This is a genomic window from Lysinibacillus sp. FN11 (assembly GCF_024628845.1).
Lineage (GTDB): Bacteria > Bacillota > Bacilli > Bacillales_A > Planococcaceae > Lysinibacillus > Lysinibacillus capsici.
Genome location: NZ_CP102383.1, coordinates 2,041,679 through 2,062,726, shown reverse-complemented (window position 1 = coordinate 2,062,726; position 21,048 = coordinate 2,041,679). Strand labels below are relative to the sequence as shown.

The following is a 21,048-nucleotide window of genomic DNA, read 5'->3' as shown; positions in this document are numbered from 1 at the left end:
ATGCCGCAGTATTATTATGATAAGTTTACAGTTATTGAAACGCCTATCTATGAACATACGTATACGTGGGGTAGTGAATTAAATACTTTCGAGTACGTAAAAACAGGTTATGAGAGCTTTAGTTTTGATAAAAACACAGGTAAATTTACGCTAACGGGCGCACAATTAACGGCCAACAGTTACAACGGAGGCCCATCACCAGTTTTTACTTTAAGTGGAAATACCAATCAGCAATTAATACAAAACTATATACAAGTCGCTGGATTGCCTATTATGTTCAAAATGGCAACGGTCACACAAAAACTAGTACGCACAGACTATTCAAAAGGCTCACTCGTACAATCCAACATTGCTGCAGAGGATGGCACATATCCATCCAACGGACGTCATATGGACGGTTATTGGTATGTCAAGGGGGCAGTAGTTAACACAGCGCCAACAATGCCAGGAGCATTTACACAACCATCAGGAAATCTCGAAATCGGGGATTCGAAGGTATTTGCTGTGGGTTCATCTTCTGATGCAGAAGGTAATTTATCCAAATACATTTGGGAAGCATCTGTAAATGGTGGGGCATTCTCCAAGGTTGGGGAAACAACAGTAAACAGTCTAACATACACTATTCCAACAGCGACAAGTCTTAAGATGCGTGTTAAAGCTGTCGATACGACAGGGTTAGAGAGTGCATATCGTGACAGTAGTTTATATACTGTAATACCACCGCAGTATTGGTGGCAACGTTACACTGCTATAGAAAGATTTATATATGTACTCAGTTGGAAAGAACTTTATTCAAGAAATGGTATTACTGCTATCTTATTGAACGGATATACGTCTTTTAATTTCGATTCACAAACAGGGAGCGTTGTTCCGAATGGGAGTCGTATAACAGCAGGACTTGATTCAAGCAATCATATTAGTCCTGCTTATGATTTTGGACAATATAGTTCTTATCCAGGGCATGCCTTTTATCGTATTTTATCTAGCCCTTCCTCGCCAAACAATTTTACTTTTTATGGATCTGTTATTACACAACAAAGTGATGGCCATATTAAGGGGAGTTATAAAGAAACCATTCAAGCGGGTTATGCAGCATATGTCGATAATGTTAGAAATACTGATAATTATTGGTATGTGAGAGGGAGCCGTGTAAATCAATCTATCGCTCCACCAAAACCATTCACATCACCAACAACAGGTAAAAAGTTTAAGCCGAATGAGGTTGCTACTATTACTTTTGGAGCTTCAAATGCTTCTAATCTATCACTTTACGAAGTAGATTACAGATACAACATTACAGGTGCATGGACGCCATTACCATATAACAACACATTAACTCGTAGTTTGAGAATCACTACCGATAAGGCACTAAAAACGCTTGAATTAAGAGTACGTGCTAAAGATACAGGTAATGTGTATTCGGATTACGTATATTCTGAAACGTTTGAAATTGAGCATAATGTAGTACCAACTGTTACATTAACTGGTCCTGGCGAAAACACTACTTTGTATGAAAATGATACTTTTACTATCGCAGGTACTGCTTATGATGACGATGCCGATCAGTCAGTAACAGTGTATTACCAAATCAATAGTGAGCAAAGGAAAGTCTTAGCAACAAATCTAAGTAAAACTCAAATTGCTTTATCCAAACAACTAATCTTTAAAGGTGGAAAGCTGTTTGATGGCGAGGTAGTATTAACAGATACATTAGCAGAAGGTGTACCACATACCTTGAAGGTTTGGGCGGTAGATAATGAGGGAGCACAATCTGCAACGATAGAGCGAACATTTTATGTCGTTCCTAACCGAGCTCCACTTTTATCAGTAGACGCTGTTGTGCCAAGTGGAATTATTAATACTGATAAATTTAAAATCAGTGGTACTGCATCGGATCAGGACGCTAATTCGAACATTAAAGTTAACTATAGAATTAATGGGGCTAATCCAGTTGAAGTTTACAACGGAGCAGGTGGCGCTTGGGAATTTGAGGTTTCTCTTGCCCAACTCGTAGTCAATGAAAATACAATAATTATTGAAGTAATCGACAATTACGATGCTAAGACAAGTAAAACGATAAAACTCAATAAAAATGAATTGAAAACGCCTATTTTGCAATCTGTAGCGAGGTATAAAATTTCTCCTCCAAAAGGTTCAGCAAGAGGCGTTTTAATATGGGTTCAACGTGACGAGGAATTGGATTTAAAAGTTGAATTATCAATGACATTGGTTGGCGAGCAGGAGCAATATGTATTACTTGAAGCAGACCCAGACAAGATAGTACCTGTTACTGATGGGATTGTGGAAGATGAATATTACCATGAAACTGTAGAACCAAAGGACAATATCATCCTTAAATTAACCACAACTAGACCCAACATAAATATTGACAATAAAATTTATTTAATTATGGGGGTGGTTGAATAATGCAAAGACGTAGAAGATTACCTGATGGCTCATGGGGTCCGCTTGAAAAAGTGGGGTCAATACCTACTACAGAAGACCAAGTAATGTCTTTAGGTGAACAATTGGCACAAGAAAAAATGAAGAATATACAAAAAGACCTCTTGATTAATAACTTAGGCTCGCAGCTAACACAACTGAAATTAGATGTAATTTCAATGAAAGGTGGTGGAGAATGATGGAGTTTTGGCAAATTGCTTTTATGTTCAAGTGGGTGACTGCTGAACAATTAAAAATTGCAGTAAAAACGGAGGCCAATCCATTTGGTGAGATTACACCTGAACAATATAAAGCTATAACAAAAAAAGATTTTGAGACGCAAGCAGAAGCTTAGCGTTATTTTTTATGCCTTCATAGATAGATGTGAGGGCTTTTCAAATTTTTATGTTGAGGTGAGGACAGTGGAGCTTTTAGTAATAACAGGGGCGGGTATAGCTGAAAAAGTGGCCAATAGTTCAAATCCGTGGATTTACTTGTCAATCATATTAATAATCGCGGTTTTGATTGCTGGACGTTACATTTTCAATTATTTAATACAACTAGATCAATCGCATCGTGACGAATCAAAAGAACGGGAAAAAGCATTAATGACACACTTAGAACGTTCTAATGAATCACAAGAAAGGACAGCAAATGCATTAGAAGGAATTCATTCAAGTCTTTCGACATTAGAGGGTCGAGTTGACCGTATTGAAAAACATACTTATAACAAGGAGAGTGCGTAAAATGGATTTAACAAATATTTTTATGATTGCAATCGGAATGGTTGCAATTGTCTTAGCGGTTGCAGAGGTACTTAAAAAGACTTTTAATCTAAATACCCAATACATGCCAATCACATCTGTAGTGATTGGTATTTTTATTGGTTTGGTGTTATGGCCTTTAGCCAGCTACCCACTCTATGTAATGGTGATTGCTGGATTTTTTGCAGGATTAACAGCATCAGGAACATTTGATTTACTAAAAGCAGCTAAAAAAGAAGGTGAGCAGTAATGTCTTATTTAATTGAAAAACGTTTAATGTCTGGATTACCGAATGTACGTTTAGATAGCGCTAAATATGTAATTGCTCATGAGTCTGGCAACCCAAATAATTGTGGACCGAACGCATTAGAAAATGAAATTGCATATATGAACCGAAATAAAGCAAAGGCATTCACTTCCCACTGGGTAGGTGGTGGAGGACGTATCGTGCAAATTGCGCCAGTTAATCGTGTTCAGTATGGTTGTGGTCCAAAAGGGAATCCACTTAGCTACGCACAGGTTGAGTTGGCTCGAACAAATGACAAAGAACAATTTAAAAAAGATTATGCAGCTTATATTTGGCTTTTGAGAGAACTTGCAAAAGAGGCAGGTATACCAGTTGTATTGGATGGGGCAGGTAACGGTATCAAGTCCCATCGATGGATTACTGACAATCTAAAAGGCACAACTCATAGAGATCCTTATGATTATTTAGCGAGTATGGGAATCTCCGAGGCACAATTCAAGCTAGACATTTTAAATGGCTTGGAGGAAGTAAAAAGGGCTCAAATTACAGAAGCTAAAGTTATGTTTAATGATACAAAAACTATTCCAGCTGTGATTATAGATGGTAGGACGCATGTTCAAGTACGTAATATTGCGGATTTGTTAAATTTAAAGCTTGTCTATAACAATGAAAGTAAAATAACAAAATTATACGAAGTAAAATGATAATATCAGCTCTCTTGTAATTCAAAGGCCCATTACCAATTAAGGTAACGGGCTTTTTTATTCTTCAATTGTCTCATCAAAAGTTTTTCTTCCTGGATTTATTTTATTAACATCAACATTTATTTTACTTATTGAATCTTCCGTTAAAGGTATTTTTCCATTATGCTCGATTTTTTTCCACACCTTTACATTACTCCTGTATAGATATTCTGATAAACGATATACATCAGCATCTAGTTTTAGACCTTCTTGATACGTTTCTTTAATTTCCTTTTCTATTTGTTTAGCGATATTTTTTCTCACTTCATCCGTAGTAATTTTCCCTTTAAACCCATTGAGTATTCCTTGTATTTTGATATCAACTTCAAATTGAACTTGATTGTTTTTATTAACAATTGGTTTAACTTCGAGATTTAAATGATCTAAATCGATAGTTAGATAATCCCTTTCACCACCTTCTATTTTAATTGTGACTTCTCCCCGACTTGTCTCTTCATTCATCCATTGATTCCCTCTTGCGGAGGAATCTGTAATAAAACCTTTAACCCCATCTTTTGAGAGAATACCTATGCCAGAAAAAGTGGTTTCCTCCGTTTGTTCCTTATCATTTTCCCAATTTTTCATTATTTTCACATAAGGTATACTAACCTCATGGCTTGGTTCATTTAAACCAATAATTAATTCCCTCAAATTTATAGGTTGAATAAATGATAATTGTTTATTAGTACTAAGTGGATTACTTAACTTTGAAGCTGTCATAGAATTTCGCAATATTGGTGTTACTAGCATTAATTCATTAATAGGATCCTTTGTGCAATAGACCCAGATATGATATCTTGTCTCTCGAAAACGAATAAAAGTATCAATAACAGGAATGCTTCGTTCATTTTCCATGGCACGTTCTGAGAATATTAGGTATCTCATATGCCCCCAAAAGATCTCTTGATCAGATGAACGATACAATTTATAAATCGCTTCTTCAATTGTTTTACCTTCAGCATACCCGACTTCCAGCAGGTTCAACATCACCGCCCGATTGCTGTGATCTAGCTACATCAGCAAAATTGATAATTTGTAAGTAAACTTTATATTTATCGTCTTCAAAATCAACCCCAACGGCATTGATATAGTACATTCTTTGAGGTTCCGTTACATCCCAACAGCCTGCCAGGAGCAGAGTAGAGGATAAAATAAGAAATAATAATTTATTCATTGTCATTTTTTCGCCTACTTTTATTAATAAAGTGTAACTTTAGTATTCGCCTACAGTTTTGGTTCTAAACTATAAAAAAACACTTTTGTACTAGGGAGGCAAATAACAGTATGTTGATAAAACAGATCGTTAGTTCTATAACGCATCAAACAAACGTTCTTATCAGGAGAAATAAAAATAGCAAAGTCAAAGAAAAAAGATCCAGCTAAAATGGTTGCCGAAAAACTGAAACAACCACCTAAACACCCTGAACGTGACTAGTTTGATCTTGAGGAACTTAGCTATAGTTTAAGTGAAGTGCATTACATTTGATCAGATCCAAAAAGCTTCCTTACTAGACGATGATGATTAAAAGAGAAGATCACTTGGTACTAAACGTGTATATAAAACTTGATATGGCCATCAAATCATTACAGTGTGATTATGACAGCTATTAAAACTTTTGTAGAAGATGAAGTGATGAGATATGTCCTCAAACCGTTGATAAAACAGGATTGAGGACTTTTGGTTGATTTGGTCTTACAACCAAGAATATTAACGAGAGAAATTACCGGCGATAAAGTGTTTCTTTAGGCCAGCCTTGGTAAATTATCAGGTTTATAAATATTATCCTCTGAAGAATCTACACCTCCTACTAATTATTAGAGAATTAAAAAGTGTCAAATAAAAGAATTCTCCATAATGTATTTACTCTCTTGGTAGTTATTTGTAATAATAAAAATGTATTAATATAGTAGAATGTTGTTTGTATTTAAAAAATAAAAATGCCACAGATAGTGGCAAAGAAATAATATTAACTTTAAAGGAATTTATATCGCTCATTCCTTATAAGAGAGTACCTGTCCAAACCTTCTTTATCTACATTTTTACGAACTGGGGCACCATTTTAAAAAAAGTTACAGGTGCCCCAGCAAGTGCCCCAAAAAGTGCCCCAGTTAAATACATTTAGATAGGCTTCGTTAGACAGGTATAGAAACCTTCATTAATACAAAACCTTGATATTATGCACATCAAAAAATTAAAAATATCAGGATAGAAACCAAGGTCATAAGTTATGCTTATCAAAAAAGATAATATTAATGTAATTTACTTATGAATATAAATGCGCTATCATGGGTATTGGAGAAAAGATGCTACACATTTTTAAAGCCTTTTCAAAAAGATATATATTAGGGGGATCCGCAAATGGCACAAGGTAATTTACACAACAGCCGTGCATCATTCGAAGTGAATGGTAAAACTTACAATTACTATGACTTAGCTGCGATTGAAAAAGCTGGCGTTGCAAAAGTTTCAAACCTTCCTTACTCAATCAAAGTATTATTAGAATCTGTTTTACGTCAATATGATGCGTATGTAATTAAAGAAGAACACGTAAACGAATTAGCAAAATGGGGTAACGGTGCTGACCCAGAGGCAGAAGTACCATTCAAACCTTCTCGTGTTGTATTACAAGACTTTACTGGTGTACCAGTAGTTGTTGACCTTGCATCTCTTCGTTCTGCAATGAAAGAAATGGGCGGCGACCCAAGCAAAATCAACCCTGCTATTCCAGTTGACCTTGTTATTGACCACTCAGTACAAGTTGACAAATATGGTAATGCATCTGCATTACAAGCGAACATGGACCTAGAATTTGAACGTAACGCTGAGCGTTATAACTTCTTAAAATGGGCTCAAACTGCTTACAATAACTTCCGTGCTGTACCACCAGCAACAGGTATCGTTCACCAAGTAAACTTAGAGTACTTAGCTCCAGTTGTACACGTAAACGAAAATGCTGACGGCACATTCGAAACATTCCCAGATTCAGTAGTAGGTACTGACTCTCATACAACAATGATCAACGGTATCGGCGTTCTTGGATGGGGCGTAGGTGGTATCGAAGCTGAAGCAGGTATGCTTGGTCAGCCTTCATACTTCCCAATTCCAGAAGTTATTGGTGTTAAATTAGTTGGCGATCTTCCAAATGGAACAACTGCTACTGACTTAGCATTAAAAGTAACACAAGTATTACGTCAACGTGGCGTAGTTGGTAAATTCGTTGAGTTCTTCGGACCTGGCGTATCTAAATTACCACTAGCTGACCGTGCGACAATCTCTAACATGGCTCCTGAATATGGTGCTACATGTGGTTACTTCGCAATCGACGAAGAATCATTAAACTACATGCGTTTAACTGGTCGTGACGAAGAGCACATTGCGGTTGTAGAAGCTTACCTAAAAGCGAACCACATGTTCTTTGATCCAACATTAGAGCCAGTTTATACAGACGTTTTAGAAGTAAACTTAGCTGAAATCGAACCAAACCTTTCTGGTCCTAAACGTCCACAAGACTTAATTCCACTATCTCAAATGCGTTCTCGTTACAAAGAAGCAGTAGTGGCACCACAAGGTACACAAGGTTTCGGTTTAACAGAAGATGAATTCGAAAAAACTTCTGTAGCGAAATTCGCTGAAGGCGATGTAGAAATTCCAACAGGTGCTGTTGCGATTGCTGCGATCACTTCTTGTACAAATACTTCTAACCCATACGTATTAATTGCTGCGGGCTTAGTGGCGAAAAAAGCTGTAGAAAAAGGTCTAACAGTACCGAAATGGGTAAAAACTTCTTTAGCACCAGGTTCTAAAGTTGTTACTGGTTACCTTGAAGATTCAGGTTTACAAACATACCTTGACCAAATCGGTTTCAACACTGTAGGTTACGGTTGTACAACATGTATCGGTAACTCAGGTCCATTATTACCTGAAATCGAAGAAGCAATTAAAGCAAATGACTTATTCGTAACTTCAGTTCTTTCTGGTAACCGTAACTTTGAAGGTCGTGTACACCCACTTGTAAAAGCTAACTACTTAGCTTCACCACCACTTGTTGTTGCTTACGCACTTGCTGGTACAGTGGATATCGATCTACAAAAAGATTCATTCGGTAAAGACAAAGATGGTAACGAAGTATTCTTCGCTGATATCTGGCCATCAACTGAAGAAGTTAATGCAGTATTAGGTACTGTTGTTAACCGTGAGTTATTCCAAAAAGAATACGAAACTGTATTCACAGCGAACGAAAAATGGAATGCAATTGAAACATCAACTGAGTCTCTATACACATTTGATGACAAATCAACTTACATCCAAAACCCACCATTCTTCCAAGGTCTTGCAAAAGAGCCAGAAGCTATTAAAGGCTTAGACGGCTTACGCATTATGGCGAAGTTCGGTGACTCAATCACAACTGACCATATTTCTCCAGCTGGTGCAATCGGTAAAGATACACCTGCAGGTAAATATTTAATTGAAAACGGTGTTGCAATCCGTGACTTCAACTCTTACGGTTCTCGTCGTGGTAACCACGAAGTAATGATGCGTGGTACATTTGCAAACATCCGTATCCGTAACCAAGTTGCTCCTGGTACAGAGGGTGGATTCACTACTTACTGGCCAACAGGCGAAGTAGAGTACATCTATGACGCATGTATGAAATACCAAGAGCAAGGTACTGGCTTAGTCGTACTTGCTGGTAACGACTACGGTATGGGTTCTTCTCGTGACTGGGCTGCGAAAGGTACATTCCTACTTGGCGTGAAAACTGTTATCGCACAATCTTACGAGCGTATCCACCGTTCTAACCTAGTAATGATGGGTGTTCTTCCACTTCAATTTATGCCAGGTGAATCTGCTGATACATTAGGCTTAACTGGTAAAGAAGAAATCTCTGTTAACATTACTGACAACGTAAAACCACGTGAAATCTTAACAGTAACTGCTAAATCTGAAGACGGCACAGTTAAAACTTTCCAAGCTTTAGCTCGTTTCGACTCAGAAGTAGAGGTAGACTACTACCGCCATGGTGGTATCCTACAAATGGTTCTACGCGCAAAAGCTGCTGAGTAATCATCACCATAAAAACCGATCTCTTAGGAGGTCGGTTTTTTATTTATTAAGAGAGTGTTGGATAGAAGTGACCAAAATATGTATAAATAGCACCAAATGACGGATTTAATGGATAATTATAATTTAATTTCCAATGAACCTAGCATTTTTCCAATTCTTTCGCTAAAATTAATAGGTAAGCATTAAATTTACATAAACGGGGGACGATTGATTATGACAAAGAAAAAACATAAGTTTTATACAGCGGCAACAGCTGCAATGGCGGTTACTGCTGTTGCAGTAGTACCTGTATCGGCGGCTAGTCCATTTTCAGATGTGAGTGAGGATTATGCGCATTATAATAGTATTTCTACATTGCATGCAGCAGACATCATTAATGGTTTTCCAGATGGTACATTTAAGCCTTCAAAGGATGTGACACGTGGACAAGCAGCAAAGATGATAGCAAGTGCTTTTCATCTAACTACAACGGATACGGCTGTCGAGAATCCGAATTTCAAGGATGTCGACTCATCTAGCCCATACTATAAAGCGATTGTTACATTAGTTAATCTTGGCGTTGTACAAGGCTATGAGGATGATACATTCCGTCCAGATGACACAATTACTCGTGGTCAAATGGCAGTAATGGTAGCAGAGGCTGCAGGTTTAACAGCAGAAGGTAAAAGTCCATTCACAGATGTACAGCAAGATAGTCCATTTGCAGATGCAGTAACAGCCCTGTATGAGGCAGGCATTGCGAAGGGGGTTACTGCCACAGAATTTGGTGTAGATAAAAATGTTACACGTGGTCAATTAGCAACATTTATTGTGAACGCATTAGGCTTAGCTGAGGATACACAGCCTACAACGGAAGTAAAAGAGGAAGAGCCTAAAGAGGAGCAAGTAACAGAAGAACAGCCTACTACAACACAGGATAGTGCTTTGTTAGAGGAAGTATTTACGAAAACATTAGCCAAGCAAAAAGAGCTAAAAAGCATGAAGGCTACCATGACGATCTCTCAGACAGTAGAGGCAAACGATGGTAAGGAAACCATGAAAATGGATTCTAAAGGCAACATGAAGATGGAAATTGTTACAGAGCCAATGCAATTCTTTGCTGATGGTTCAATGGCTTTAACAGATCCAACAAGCGGTGAAGCGATTAATTTGCCGATTAAAATGTATATGACGGCTAAAGATGGTATGTATATGTATGAGGCAGAACAAAAGGCCTGGGTAAAGTTCCCGAAACAATTATTTGAAGATGTACTGAGCCAAACAGGAATGCAGCCAGATGCAACTGAACAATTGGAAATGCTACAAGCATTTGCTGAAGATTTCACATTAGTAGAATCAGCAAACCGTTATGAGTTAACATTAAAAGGTTCTGGCGATAAATTCACAGAGCTAGTGAAGCAGCAGCTTGGCGCAATGGATTTAGGAATGGAAGCCGATCTAGAGGCACAATTAGGCAATATTTCCTTTGATGGTCTCACATATAAATTATTGATTAATAAAGAAACATTCGATGTAGAAGAAATTGCTATGGATATGACATTAAAGATGCAAGTAGAAGGCAATTCGATCAAAACAAGACAGCAAACAACGATTAAATATCATGATTTCAATGCGGTAACTACAATTACGATTCCAAAAGATGTGCTAGACAATGCAAAGGAAATGGATTTAAGTGCATCAGAACCAGCACCAGTAAGTAAATAATACAAAAAGTAGGTTTATGCCAAGTATATTGGTGTAAGCCTACTTTTTTATGCTTTAGTGGAAGCCCATTAATTCTTTTACTTTCGCTGTGTTTGGAGCAGATGTTAGAGTTTCTAGTAAGCGAAAGGCAACATCAAAGGCTGTTCCTGGATTGGAGGAGGTGATGATATGATCAGTTTGCACAATACGCTCGTTGACAATTGCTGCGCCATAGCCCTTTAGCTGTGTTAAACGTTTACTTGTTGGATGATTATAGGTTGTTGCTTGACGATGCTGAAGAATCCCACTGTGGCCTAAAATAAGAGAAGCTACACAGATTGTTGCAATCGGTTTTTTCTGTTCATCAAAGTGACGAACGACTGCCTGGAATTCCTCGCTAAACGCATCCTCATAAAAACCGGCTTCCTCAAAGCCTCCAGGAATCGCTAATGCATCAAAATCCTCTAATACAATTTCATGGAGCAATTTTTCAGGAGTGACTTTAAAATTCCAGGTGCATTGCAGCTGTTCATGCAGGCCGACCGTAACCACATCTGTTGTACCATCTCCTTCCCACTTATTCCAGCCGAGCACATCAGTAAAGACGCTTGCCTCCACCGCTTCAAAACCATTTGCTAATAGTAACAATATTTTTTTCATGTTTGATTTGCCTCCTTTATTGATATTATTGTAAACAAAAGGGAGAAAAGATTACATACCTTGTATAATGGATTTTAGGTAAAAAACTTTATTTGAAAAGGTATTATGTTATAAATAATTTATTTAGAAAGGTGATGGACCATGGATCATATTGATACACAAATATTACAGCAGTTACAGCAAAATGCCAAAATCTCCATGAAGGAATTAGCCACTACCGTTCATTTATCCTCTCCTGCCGTTATTGAAAGAATCAGAAAGCTAGAGGAGCAGGGTGTGATTGAGGGCTATCATGCAAAGGTAAATCTGAAAAAGATGGAGCGTACGATTGAAGCCATTATTTTATTTAAGTCCATTGATTGTAAAAGTCTTTCTTCATTTTGTAATGCTCATCCTGATGTTTTGGCATGTTATCGAGTGGCTGGGGAAATTAGCTATATTGTTAAATTAGCGACCTATTCAGTAGAAACATTAGAACAATTTATTGATGCGGCTATGCCCTATGGCACACCTTCTACTAATATCGTGCTATCTTCAACGGAAAAACAAGTGATTACACCATTTGCTGACAATGATTTGGGGTAATTGACAAAAAAGCAAACCTCGAAGCCGCGAGCTCCGTTTATAGGGTAGAGAGGAGGAAGAATGTTGCTAATTCATGAACTGGAAAGAATAATGGAACAGCATACAGAGAGGCTTATTCGTCTTGCCTTTTACTATGTGAGAGATTTACAAAGTGCCGAAGATATCGTACAGGATGTCTTTATTAAATTCTATGATAAACAGCAAAACTATGAGGAACGTGGGGAGCTAAAGGCGTATTTATCGAAATTAGTTAGTAATCGAAGTAAAGATTATTTACGCAGCTGGACCTATCGGAAAATTCAAGTGCAACAGAAGATTTTTCCGCAGCAAACCGTTATGAGAAGAGATATGCTTGTACAGCAAGATGAACGTACTTTGATTGAAAATGCGATTCTAGCTCTCCCTTTCAAACAGCGAGAGGTCATTATACATTTTTATTTTGAAGAAATGCCTGTGGTAGACATTGCAGAGCTGTTAACGATTCCTGAAAGCACCGTTAAAACAAGGCTACGTCGTGGGCGAGAGTTATTGAAGCTACAATTACAGCATGTTGAATGGGAGGTGCTCCTGCATGAGTAAAATGGATGCTCGCGTAGTAAGGGATTTATCAGAAAGTAAAAAGCGTGTGATGACAAATGTGGTTCAGCATTTACAGCAACGCCATGAAAAAAATCGGCAAAACGCTGGCCATATGGTGTTTTGGCTATGATTTTAAGTGTCTGCATAGGGCTGTTTATATATCAGCAATATAATGAACAACAACAGCAAGCTTCTACTATTCCACCCGTATTAGATGAGCGGATTTTAGAGCTATATTTACAACTTGATTCTTTTATGAACGGAAAGAATCGTTTATATAAGGCAAGCTTTGATAATTTTTTATATTTTGAATCGACCTTTGCTTATGCGCAATCGAAAAAATTAGTACCTACACAAGAGCAAGTAGATAAGGCACTCGAACAGTTCATGCAAGAGTGGAGCTATGAGGATGATACTCGGCCAACTTATGATAAGCTTCTGCAAATGTTGCAAGTCACAAACGAAGGGTTTATAGAGAACTATGGCAAGCCAATTGCCTATAAAATGGCTACATTTGATTTATTATGGGAGGTAAGCCAAGCCGATTATAAGGATGTAAGTAATCCCATTCGTACATGGCTTGTTGAGCAAGCAGCCATGAATTATTTAGAACAACATTATCATAAAGACATTGCCTCCTTAAGAGAAAAATATAAAATCCCAGAAAAGGACAGCCAAATGAAGCTCATCAGAAGTGGAACGGTCTTAGCGATCAAGGAACATGAATTTTTAGTTGTCTCAGGCGTCTTGGCTAGCGAGGTTGGGCAAAAATCTGTAGATGAATTAGTGCAAAAACATAGTAATGGTACATGGTTCCCTCTAGTGGATGTTCCGCAAACACTTTCAGTTGGTGATCGAGTAGAAGTACAGTATAGACAGTCGATTGGGAACGATGACACTCAGCCATTCCTTGATTATAAGGATATCGTAGAGATGAAAATAGTAAAGGAATTTCACTAACAAGAAGCTAGACATTTAATGATTTTAGAATGTCTAGCCTTTTCTTTAGATTTGGATTCATATACAATAGTTGTAATATTTTTCTAAAATAGAGGTGTTGATTTGGTATTTGCTATATTAGATAATGCGACAGCGTTTTTCCTAAGCTTACCTCTTCTACTGATTTATTTAAAAAGTATGTCACAGGAAGAATCCTTTTGGCGTTGGTCAATGCCCTTATGGCTGTTGAATTACTTTTGCATTCGATATTTTGTCTCGGATGGAGAAATTTTTGGGTTGTCCTCTTTTGGCAGCTACTATTTTTATGGCCAATTAGTCTAGCAATCTATATCTATTTATACAACAAGGAAAAGAAGTGGGCATTTTATATAGGCTTAAAGAAAAAGCATGTTGTGATTGTGGCAACATTGATGCTGCTATTTGGGAGCTCACTCGTTTATTCACTTTATCAGGCAAATCAGCAGGTGATTGCGTTCCATCAGCAAGTAATGCAGGAGCTTGAGGATAGTTCAGATCGACAGCTTTATTTGATGCACAATACAATGAAGCCTACGACGCTTCTTGAAGTAGCGGATGATATAGCTGATGTGCGAAAGGGGCAGGCGAATGCATTTACCTTTCCTTGGCGCAGTAAGGTGATTGTACACCAAGATAATTGGCAAAAGGAATTTACATATGTCCGTTTTAATGAGAGCTGGAAGTTAGATGGGATAAACCGAGAGAGTGAGTATCAAAATAAATAAGCAAAGGGGAGTCAAAGAGTTGATACAAGATGTACTGAAGGAAGAAAAATTAAAGGATCGATTAAAGGCATTGAAAAAGGGGCAAGCAATAATGGAGCTAGAAAATCAAGAGCAGCTTGTGCATTCCATGTTAGCACATATCGGTTCTATTGATAGTGAGCTACGAGATACTTATATTTATGGCAGCTTTTATGAATGGATTTTAGAAAAAAACTTGCTAGACCATCGTTGCTTAACGGAGTTATGGGATTATAGCTTAAACCATTTAATAGTTAAGGGGATTGGAGAAAAGGAATCAGATTGGGTCTTTACTCGCTCCTTTACATCATTATTAGTAGCGCTTATTTTAGCAAGAGATCTACAGGATAATTTTTTGCCCAAGGCTAGCATAGAGGACTGTCAAACAAAGTTACTAAGCTATGTATCATCTGAAAAGGATGTAAGAGGCTATGTGCCTGGCAAGGGATGGGCACATAGCGTGGCGCATGTTTCAGATGCTATCGATGAACTAGTGAAAAATCCAAAATCATTGAAAACAGCCTATCCGGATATGTTACATGCATTATGGTCCATCTATTTACAACCGGATTACATTTTTATCCATGATGAGGATGACCGACTATTAGTGCCTATATTCGCGATGTTGGAGCAGGGGCTGGAACAAAATGAAGTCATCCATATAGTTCAGCAAATGCCATTAACCTTAGCCTCAATGAAGGAACATCTGAGTGAAGAACAATACAGAATAGTGCTATTCAATAGTAAAACATTGCTGAAGAGCTTTTTGATTCAAACCATTCAACAGCCACAATATGCTGATCTCCATCAAAGTATTGCCACTTGTCTCAACGAAATTTTTTAAGATTGTCCATTGTTGACAGACAATTGGTAATTTGCTAAGATGAAGGACAATAAAAGCATACAAATTCGTTGATGAGAAAGAGTAGTGTTTCACTTTGTTCTACAGAGAGCCGACATTTGGTGGAAGTCGGTGTGCAGGTGTTACATGAAAATCCTCTCTGAGAAGATTAGCTGAATGGAGTAAGCTAATCCGGGTGTCTACCGTTAAAAAGAACACGTATGATTGTACGTTGCTGAGTGCTATTGGCCATCGTGTCAATAGAATTAGGGTGGTATTCGCGGTTAACCCCGTCCCTTTTCCTTGGGACGGGGTTTTTTGTATGCCTTTTATACAAATTCGCTTGTATAGGAGGAACTAATATGCAGAAAGAACAAAAGAAAGAAACAACGGTTGAACGAGAAACAAGGATTCGTACATTATGGGCGCAAGAAGGGACCTTTGCCAAATCCGTAAGTAATCGCGCTGGACAGCAGCCCTTTGTATTTTATGAGGGACCCCCAACAGCAAATGGTTTACCACATGTCGGCCATGCCTTTGGTAGAACCATAAAAGATGTGGTGGCACGTTACAAAACAATGCAGGGCTATTTAGTTGAACGAAAAGCAGGTTGGGATACACATGGGTTGCCTGTGGAATTAGGGGTAGAAAAGGCATTAGGGATCTCAGGAAAGCAGGAGATTGAGAACTACGGGGTGGAGCAATTTATTCAAGCATGTAAGAAGAGCGTTTTTACCTATGAGCAAAAATGGCGTACCTTTACAGAGCAGCTTGGCTACTGGCTTGACATGGATGAACCTTACCTAACATTAAGTAATGACTATATTGAAACTGTGTGGCATATTTTAAGCCACGTTCACAAGGAAAAACTGTTATACAAAGGACATCGCGTTTCACCTTATTGCCCTAGCTGCCAAACTTCCTTAAGCTCTCATGAGGTGGCACAGGGCTATAAGGATGTCAAGGATTTATCCGTCACTGCAATGTTTAAGCTAGAGGATCGAGACGAATATATCTTAGGCTGGACAACGACGCCTTGGACATTACCAGCCAATGTAGCCTTGGCTATGAATCCTGCTCTTCGATATGTCCGTGTAAGGCATGCAAACAGCATCTATATACTAGCCAAATCGTTGGTATCAAAGGTTTTTTCAGAGCCTGTAGAAATATTAAGTGAGCATGACGGACAGGAGTTTGCAGGTGTTTCCTATCAATCGCCATTTTCCTATGTAACCGTCCATAAAGGACATATCGTTGTCATGGCAGATTATGTGACAGAGCATAGTGGAACAGGAATTGTACACATAGCACCTGCTTATGGAGAGGACGATTATAAAACGGTGCAGGAACATGGCTTGTCCTTTGTCAATGTAGTTGATCTAAAAGGTTGTTATACAGAAGCGGTACCTGAGCTTGTTGGACGTTTTGTGAAGGACTGTGATGTCGACATCATTAAAATGCTTGCAGCAAAAGAGCTTTTATTTGCTAAAGAAAAATATGAGCATAGCTATCCACATTGCTGGCGCTGTGATTCACCATTATTGTACTATGCAACAGATAGCTGGTTTATCAAAATGTCGGCATTAAAAGAGCAGCTTTTACAAAATAATCAGCAGGTGACATGGTATCCTAGCCATATTAAGGATGGACGATTTGGCAACTTCCTAGAAAACTTAGTGGATTGGAATATTAGTCGTAATCGTTATTGGGGGACACCACTCAATGTGTGGATCTGTCAGGATTGCAATCATGAGGAGGCACCTAACAGTGTTGCAGCACTACAACAATTAGCCAAAGGAGCTGTCAATGAACAATTAGAGCTCCATAAGCCATTTATAGATGACATTGTCTGTACCTGTCCTGTCTGCCAAGGCGACATGAAACGTACGCCTGAAGTTATCGATGTTTGGTTTGACAGTGGCTCGATGCCATTTGCCCAACAGCATTATCCTTTTAAAGATGTAGCGAACTTTCATCATCAGTTTCCAGCAGATGTGGTCATTGAGGGAATCGACCAAACGCGAGGATTTTTCTATAGCTTATTAGCAGTATCGACCTTATTTACAGGAAAACCACCTTATAAAAATGTGCTATCGTTAGGGCATGTACTCGATGAGCATGGACAGAAGATGTCCAAAAGTAAAGGCAATGCTTTAGAGCCTGTTGAGTTAATCGAGGAGTATGGAGCAGATGCTCTACGTTGGGCATTTTTAGTTGATAGCTCCCCATGGAATCCAAAGCGTTTTTCAAAGAAAGTTGTCTTAGATGCGAAATCTAAGCTGGTAGATACACTCGACAATACGTTTAAATTTTATGATATGTATGCCCAGATCGATGGTTTTACGTATGATGCTACAAATACAGGTACACGTTCACAGCTAGATCATTGGATATTGTCCCGCTTACATCACACTATCCAGCTTGTCACAGCCTCCATGGATGATTATCAATTTACACAGGCTACACGGGAAATTGGTCAATTGGTGGAGGAATTAAGCAACTGGTATATTCGTCGTTCGCGTGCTAGATTTTGGGCAAATGGAATGACAGCAGATAAACGAGGTGCATTTAGCACACTTTATGAGGCACTGACATCCATTTGTCAATTAATAGCACCGTTTACACCATTTATAGCAGAGGATATCTACCGTCAACTATGTGGAAAAAGTGTTCATCTTGAGAAATACCCACTATTCGACGATCAACTAGTGGATGTGAGGCTTGAACAAGAAATGGCAACAGTCTTAACAGTTGTGGAACTTGGACGTAGCATTCGCAATAGTCAGGGAATAAAGGTCAAGCAGCCTTTAAGTGAACTCATTGTTGCCCTAAAAAGTGAACTGTCGGATTACCAAGCCTATAGCGAACTCATTCAGGATGAGTTAAACATCAAAGCTTGTAGATGGACACATGATTTTTCTGCCTATGAAAGCGTGCATTATAAGTTAAACTTTAAATCAGCTGGCGCGGCATTTGGTCCAAAGGTTAATCAAGTAAAAGAGTATGTGTTGGCATTAACAGATGAAGAGAAACAAAGGCTACAACATCATGGAACAGTGGATCTCATGATGGACGGTCAACAGCTAACATTATTAAGAGAACATGTAATAGCTGAATCAATCGTCAAGGACCATTATATTTTAGCAGAGGATAGCACTTGCCGTGTCTTGATGAATGTTCAACTCACAGAGAGCTTACTACAAGAAGGACAAATACGAGAATTAATTCGTACAATACAAGATGCACGGAAAAAATGGCAGCTACCAGTGGCGCAATATGTATCGATTGCCTTTAATGGTAGTGCAGAGGTAATTTTCAATATTCAGCAGCACGAAGCGTTATTACAAGAAAATGTATTAGTTAAAGCTATTCATTATGGTGAGGAATGGCCTCATGCAAAATCCATTGAGACGGCATTGTTTAATGAAAAGCTCACTTTATTTGTTTCTCTATAAAAGAAAAGCTCAGGGTTACCTCCTGAGCTTTTTCTATGTACGTTAAAATAAGCCACTTGCGAGATAACATGCTGTTGCCCAAATAAAGACAGCGGAGCATTTATTAAATACTCGCATCAATTTTCCAGAGCCGTCTAGTTTTTTGAACGAGGCGCCAGTCAAAGTGAGACCGAAAAACCATAGCCAGGAAATGAACACACAAGCAATAGTGAACATCATTTGCTCGGCTCCACTATATTTTAATGCGCTTGTACCAATAACACCGATTGTATCTAAAATAGCATGTGGATTTAGAAGTGACACAGAGAGGGCAAAGAGAATTTGTTTTTTAATAGGCAATGCTTCGCTATTTTCAGTGTTGGCTGGATTTGAACGCCAAATGCTATAGCCCATGTAAAGTAAAAAAACGATACCAATACCCATTAACGTGATACGCAGCCACTCAAACTGTAGAACAATTAATGACAGACCGAATACCGCAAGTAGAATAAGCAGTGTATCACAGATCGCAGCTGTCACACTCGCTGGCAAAGCGCGTAATAAATTTGGTTGTGTAGCACCTTGTGAAAAAACAAAAACATTTTGTACGCCTAATGGCAAAATGAGTCCAAATGCTAAAATGATCCCATGAAGAAAAGCTTCCAACGATCATTCCTCCTTTCTTTACTTATTTTAGATATGGTATAACTAAAAGAAAACGACCAATTGGTTGGTTTTTTATCCACCCAATTCTATAGCATGGAAGGAGAGGGAACATGAGCTGGCAGCCGAATAGACGAAGTGATAATACATTACAGCAGCAGATTGTACAGTGGGTAACGGCCAATGTGGAACGAGGAGACTGGGCAGCAGGGACAAAACTACCTACCCAAAGACAGCTGGCCATGCAGTTCAATGTGAATCGTAGCACAGTTCAGCAGGCTTTAGAGGAATTAAAAGCAATGGGCATTCTTGAAGCAAAAGTAGGCTCTGGTGTTTATGTTACGTACAATTCCTGGCATGCATTAATCCAACAAACACAGCCGAATTGGCAAACTTATATCGAAACAAGCATCCACAAGCCAAACTACCACACCATCCAATTAATTAACGAATACGAACAGCGTGAGGATGTAATACGTTTAGGAACGGGAGAGCTAGCACCCAGTTTGTTGCCTACCGAGGAAATAGAAGCTTCACTGCGAGAGCTATCCTTTCAACCCAAAGCATTAGGCTACTCTTCGCCACAAGGCAATGATCAGCTCCGTAAAGCTATTTGTAAATATGTTCAAAAAAGAGGCATTCCCGCTGAGCCTCAAAATGTCTGTATTGTCTCAGGGGCTCTTCAGGCACTACAATTGATTGCTGTTGGCTTATTAGAGCAAGGGTCTATTGTGTTTCAGGAGCCAACCTCCTATTTAAATTCTGTTCACCCTTTTCAGTCGGTTGGCATGCAAATGATTAGCATTGATCGTGATGAACAGCTTGCTCAAACATTGGCGCAAAGGAAACGAAAGAAACAAGCCGTGTTTTATGCCATACCTACTTTACATAATCCAACAGGTCATGTATGGACAACACGAGAAAAAGAACAGCTATATGAAGCCTGTCAGACATCACGCATTCCGATTGTAGAAGATGATGTTTATCATGAATTGCTTTTTGAAGAGGCATCACCGCCGCTTAAGGCCATGGATAATAGCGGACAAGTTCTTTATATTGGCAGCGTCTCTAAAACCTTAAGCCCAGGGCTACGCATTGGTTGGCTCATCGGTCCAACCACTGTCATTGAGCGGTTAGCTGATATAAAAATGCAAACAGACTATGGCTCAAGTGCCATTTCTCAAGAAATTGTCCTACATTGGCTGCAATCAGGAAAATATGAAAAGCATCTCGCAGGATTACGTCAACAATTACAGGAGCGAGCCGATTTTACGGAACAGCTTTTAAAGGTGACATTTACAGATGTGGCGAATTGGAGCAAACCAAGAGGAGGCTTTTATATTTGGCTCAAGTTTCATGAGCCGCTTGTAGATAAAGACTTCTTTATGATACTGTTGCAGCAACAAGTATTAATCAATCCAGGCTATATCTACGATCCACAAGATCATCATCATATTCGTCTATCCTACGCCTATGCAACCTATGAAGAATTACAGGAAGGCTTACAAATCCTACATGAATGTGCGGTGGAGGCTATTGGACGAAGAGTAAGTAAGGGTTTGTCCTGAAGTTAGGGAAACGAGAGAAGGTTGCTCTACATAGGTTGAGAAGTGATCAAAGA

General features: G+C 38.6%; 20 protein-coding genes and 1 other annotated feature. Of the genes, 16 read left to right on the top strand and 4 right to left on the bottom strand.

Features of this window, described 5'->3' with window-relative positions:
- The 6 genes from NP781_RS10990 (at window position 1) to NP781_RS10965 (ending at window position 4,157) form a co-directional block, all read left to right on the top strand.
- A complete protein-coding gene (locus tag NP781_RS10990; protein WP_257522263.1) occupies window positions 1-2,427 on the top strand; it encodes an Ig-like domain-containing protein in 2,427 nt (808 codons plus the stop codon).
- A complete protein-coding gene (locus NP781_RS10985) occupies window positions 2,427-2,642 on the top strand; it encodes an XkdW family protein (protein ID WP_257522262.1) in 216 nt (71 codons plus the stop codon). The genes NP781_RS10990 and NP781_RS10985 overlap by 1 nt, the downstream gene beginning before the upstream one ends.
- Entirely contained in the window at window positions 2,642-2,797 is a 156-nt protein-coding gene (locus tag NP781_RS10980; RefSeq protein ID WP_257522528.1) for an XkdX family protein, read from the top strand. The genes NP781_RS10985 and NP781_RS10980 overlap by 1 nt, the downstream gene beginning before the upstream one ends.
- A 67-nt stretch (window positions 2,798-2,864) precedes the next feature.
- Window positions 2,865-3,188 carry a hypothetical protein gene (locus NP781_RS10975; protein ID WP_004227828.1) on the top strand — a complete coding sequence of 108 codons (324 nt, stop codon included), beginning with the start codon at window positions 2,865-2,867 and terminating at the stop codon, window positions 3,186-3,188.
- A 1-nt stretch (window position 3,189) separates the two neighbouring features.
- Complete coding sequence (locus NP781_RS10970; RefSeq protein WP_036079338.1) at window positions 3,190-3,456, top strand: holin; 267 nt, start codon at window positions 3,190-3,192, stop codon at window positions 3,454-3,456.
- On the top strand, window positions 3,456-4,157 hold the full coding sequence (locus NP781_RS10965) for a peptidoglycan recognition protein family protein (RefSeq protein WP_081977510.1): 702 nt from the start codon (window positions 3,456-3,458) through the stop codon (window positions 4,155-4,157). Before NP781_RS10970 ends, NP781_RS10965 begins: the two co-directional genes overlap by 1 nt.
- Before the next feature lie 57 nt (window positions 4,158-4,214).
- Here the strand turns inward: NP781_RS10965 and NP781_RS10960 are convergent, their stop codons facing one another.
- Together NP781_RS10960 and NP781_RS25520 are read right to left on the bottom strand one after the other, a co-directional pair.
- The gene (locus tag NP781_RS10960; RefSeq protein WP_306831830.1) at window positions 4,215-5,180 is read right to left on the bottom strand and encodes a Ger(x)C family spore germination protein; all 966 of its coding nucleotides are present in this window, start codon (window positions 5,178-5,180) and stop codon (window positions 4,215-4,217) included.
- Complete coding sequence (locus NP781_RS25520; protein WP_306831827.1) at window positions 5,152-5,376, bottom strand: Ger(x)C family spore germination protein; 225 nt, start codon at window positions 5,374-5,376, stop codon at window positions 5,152-5,154. The genes NP781_RS10960 and NP781_RS25520 overlap by 29 nt, the downstream gene beginning before the upstream one ends.
- 1,179 nt (window positions 5,377-6,555) lie before the next feature.
- Here NP781_RS25520 and acnA point away from each other — a divergent pair.
- Together acnA and NP781_RS10950 are read left to right on the top strand one after the other, a co-directional pair.
- Window positions 6,556-9,261 carry an aconitate hydratase AcnA gene (acnA, locus tag NP781_RS10955; protein WP_048393126.1) on the top strand — a complete coding sequence of 902 codons (2,706 nt, stop codon included), beginning with the start codon at window positions 6,556-6,558 and terminating at the stop codon, window positions 9,259-9,261.
- Window positions 9,262-9,474: 213 nt separating this feature from the next.
- Window positions 9,475-10,965 (top strand): S-layer homology domain-containing protein, encoded by a 1,491-nt coding sequence (locus tag NP781_RS10950; protein WP_257522261.1) that lies wholly within the window; start codon window positions 9,475-9,477, stop codon window positions 10,963-10,965.
- A 54-nt stretch (window positions 10,966-11,019) separates the two neighbouring features.
- Here the strand turns inward: NP781_RS10950 and NP781_RS10945 are convergent, their stop codons facing one another.
- Window positions 11,020-11,604 carry a DJ-1/PfpI family protein gene (locus NP781_RS10945; protein WP_257522260.1) on the bottom strand — a complete coding sequence of 195 codons (585 nt, stop codon included), beginning with the start codon at window positions 11,602-11,604 and terminating at the stop codon, window positions 11,020-11,022.
- A 141-nt stretch (window positions 11,605-11,745) separates the two neighbouring features.
- Between NP781_RS10945 and NP781_RS10940 the strand changes: the two genes are divergently transcribed.
- The 7 genes from NP781_RS10940 to ileS all read left to right on the top strand — a co-directional run bounded on the left by NP781_RS10940 (window position 11,746) and on the right by ileS (window position 18,785).
- Window positions 11,746-12,189, top strand: a complete 444-nt coding sequence (locus NP781_RS10940) for an Lrp/AsnC family transcriptional regulator (protein ID WP_221682896.1) — start codon at window positions 11,746-11,748, stop codon at window positions 12,187-12,189.
- A gap of 63 nt (window positions 12,190-12,252) precedes the next feature.
- Window positions 12,253-12,768, top strand: coding sequence for a sigma-70 family RNA polymerase sigma factor (locus tag NP781_RS10935; RefSeq protein WP_221682895.1), 516 nt, complete (start codon window positions 12,253-12,255; stop codon window positions 12,766-12,768).
- Entirely contained in the window at window positions 12,761-12,898 is a 138-nt protein-coding gene (locus NP781_RS10930; RefSeq protein ID WP_257522259.1) for a hypothetical protein, read from the top strand. Before NP781_RS10935 ends, NP781_RS10930 begins: the two co-directional genes overlap by 8 nt.
- Window positions 12,895-13,728 carry a DUF3221 domain-containing protein gene (locus tag NP781_RS10925; RefSeq protein WP_257522258.1) on the top strand — a complete coding sequence of 278 codons (834 nt, stop codon included), beginning with the start codon at window positions 12,895-12,897 and terminating at the stop codon, window positions 13,726-13,728. The genes NP781_RS10930 and NP781_RS10925 overlap by 4 nt, the downstream gene beginning before the upstream one ends.
- 197 nt (window positions 13,729-13,925) lie before the next feature.
- A complete protein-coding gene (locus tag NP781_RS10920; protein WP_257522257.1) occupies window positions 13,926-14,471 on the top strand; it encodes a hypothetical protein in 546 nt (181 codons plus the stop codon).
- 19 nt (window positions 14,472-14,490) lie between these two features.
- The gene (locus tag NP781_RS10915) at window positions 14,491-15,333 is read left to right on the top strand and encodes a DUF2785 domain-containing protein (RefSeq protein WP_257522256.1); all 843 of its coding nucleotides are present in this window, start codon (window positions 14,491-14,493) and stop codon (window positions 15,331-15,333) included.
- A gap of 59 nt (window positions 15,334-15,392) precedes the next feature.
- Window positions 15,393-15,631, top strand: a binding site (T-box leader).
- A 61-nt stretch (window positions 15,632-15,692) separates the two neighbouring features.
- Window positions 15,693-18,785 (top strand): isoleucine--tRNA ligase, encoded by a 3,093-nt coding sequence (gene ileS, locus NP781_RS10910; RefSeq protein WP_257522255.1) that lies wholly within the window; start codon window positions 15,693-15,695, stop codon window positions 18,783-18,785.
- A 42-nt stretch (window positions 18,786-18,827) separates the two neighbouring features.
- On the opposite strand, the gene NP781_RS10905 is transcribed toward ileS, so the two are convergent.
- Complete coding sequence (locus tag NP781_RS10905) at window positions 18,828-19,430, bottom strand: LysE/ArgO family amino acid transporter (RefSeq protein ID WP_221682890.1); 603 nt, start codon at window positions 19,428-19,430, stop codon at window positions 18,828-18,830.
- A gap of 110 nt (window positions 19,431-19,540) precedes the next feature.
- Between NP781_RS10905 and NP781_RS10900 the strand changes: the two genes are divergently transcribed.
- Window positions 19,541-20,995, top strand: coding sequence for an aminotransferase-like domain-containing protein (locus tag NP781_RS10900; RefSeq protein ID WP_257522254.1), 1,455 nt, complete (start codon window positions 19,541-19,543; stop codon window positions 20,993-20,995).
- The last annotated feature ends 53 nt before the right edge of the window (window positions 20,996-21,048 follow it).

Coding starts and splice junctions, on each gene's coding strand:
- NP781_RS10965 (WP_081977510.1), top strand. CDS start 3,456: ATGTCTTATTTAATTGAAAAACGTTTAATGTCTGGATTACCGAATGTA.
- NP781_RS10970 (WP_036079338.1), top strand. CDS start 3,190: ATGGATTTAACAAATATTTTTATGATTGCAATCGGAATGGTTGCAATT.
- NP781_RS10925 (WP_257522258.1), top strand. CDS start 12,895: ATGATTTTAAGTGTCTGCATAGGGCTGTTTATATATCAGCAATATAAT.
- NP781_RS10900 (WP_257522254.1), top strand. CDS start 19,541: ATGAGCTGGCAGCCGAATAGACGAAGTGATAATACATTACAGCAGCAG.
- acnA (WP_048393126.1), top strand. CDS start 6,556: ATGGCACAAGGTAATTTACACAACAGCCGTGCATCATTCGAAGTGAAT.
- NP781_RS10940 (WP_221682896.1), top strand. CDS start 11,746: ATGGATCATATTGATACACAAATATTACAGCAGTTACAGCAAAATGCC.
- NP781_RS10980 (WP_257522528.1), top strand. CDS start 2,642: ATGGAGTTTTGGCAAATTGCTTTTATGTTCAAGTGGGTGACTGCTGAA.
- NP781_RS10985 (WP_257522262.1), top strand. CDS start 2,427: ATGCAAAGACGTAGAAGATTACCTGATGGCTCATGGGGTCCGCTTGAA.
- NP781_RS10990 (WP_257522263.1), top strand. CDS start 1: ATGCCGCAGTATTATTATGATAAGTTTACAGTTATTGAAACGCCTATC.
- NP781_RS10945 (WP_257522260.1), bottom strand. CDS start 11,604: ATGAAAAAAATATTGTTACTATTAGCAAATGGTTTTGAAGCGGTGGAG.
- ileS (WP_257522255.1), top strand. CDS start 15,693: ATGCAGAAAGAACAAAAGAAAGAAACAACGGTTGAACGAGAAACAAGG.
- NP781_RS10930 (WP_257522259.1), top strand. CDS start 12,761: ATGAGTAAAATGGATGCTCGCGTAGTAAGGGATTTATCAGAAAGTAAA.
- NP781_RS10950 (WP_257522261.1), top strand. CDS start 9,475: ATGACAAAGAAAAAACATAAGTTTTATACAGCGGCAACAGCTGCAATG.
- NP781_RS25520 (WP_306831827.1), bottom strand. CDS start 5,376: ATGACAATGAATAAATTATTATTTCTTATTTTATCCTCTACTCTGCTC.